1 protein-coding gene is annotated in these 659 nt (G+C 60.7%); it reads right to left on the reverse strand.

The features are described 5' to 3' along the window. A partial coding sequence (gene miaE / locus IM273_RS21280; RefSeq protein WP_193055609.1) for a tRNA isopentenyl-2-thiomethyl-A-37 hydroxylase MiaE occupies positions 1-659 on the reverse strand: 659 nt, incomplete at both ends.

Genomic DNA, 659 nt, shown 5'->3' on the forward strand with positions numbered 1-659 from the left:
GATAAGTGTGGCTTCAATTTCGCCAAAATGCTGTATGCGCGGTGAGATATCGTCGTCGCTTACCTGCTGGGCCAGCGTCAGATAGTCCTGATAGTGTCGCGCTTCCGAGCGCAGCAGCGAGAGATAGAACTTCTGCAGGTCGTCGTCGAGAAACGGGGCCAGCGCGGCGAAGCGTTCGCAGGAGCGGGCTTCGATGTAGGCGCCGCAGATGAGCTTGTCGATCAGCGTCAGCGGTTCGTGAGTGCGCACTTCCTTCAGCATCCCTTTGGCGTAGCGGCTGGCGGTGATTTTAACGTACGGAATGTCGCGCGCCAGCATCGCCTCGCGCACCTGCCAGAAGTGGTGCAGCTCCTCTTTAATCAGCAGCACCATGCTGTCGATGAGCGCCTGGCCCCACGGGTCGTCGGTTTTGGGCATTACGCTTTTGCCAATCTGCCTGTGCAGGGCGATGAAGTCCGGCTCCGGGCCGTCGCGAAAGGTGAACTGTTCGTAGGGTTTGAGCCAGTCGAGCAGCGCGTCGGCACCGCTTTCGTCGGCGACGTATTTACGCACCAGCAGCAGCGCGGTCTGGGCGGCCTTGAGCTCGCACACCATGTGGTCGGTGAGCAGCAGCGACAGGTTCGACGGGTCGCGGGCTTTATCAATCCATGCTTGCGGGG

The organism is Enterobacter cloacae complex sp. P13B, assembly GCF_014895915.1.
Taxonomy (GTDB): domain Bacteria; phylum Pseudomonadota; class Gammaproteobacteria; order Enterobacterales; family Enterobacteriaceae; genus Enterobacter; species Enterobacter bugandensis.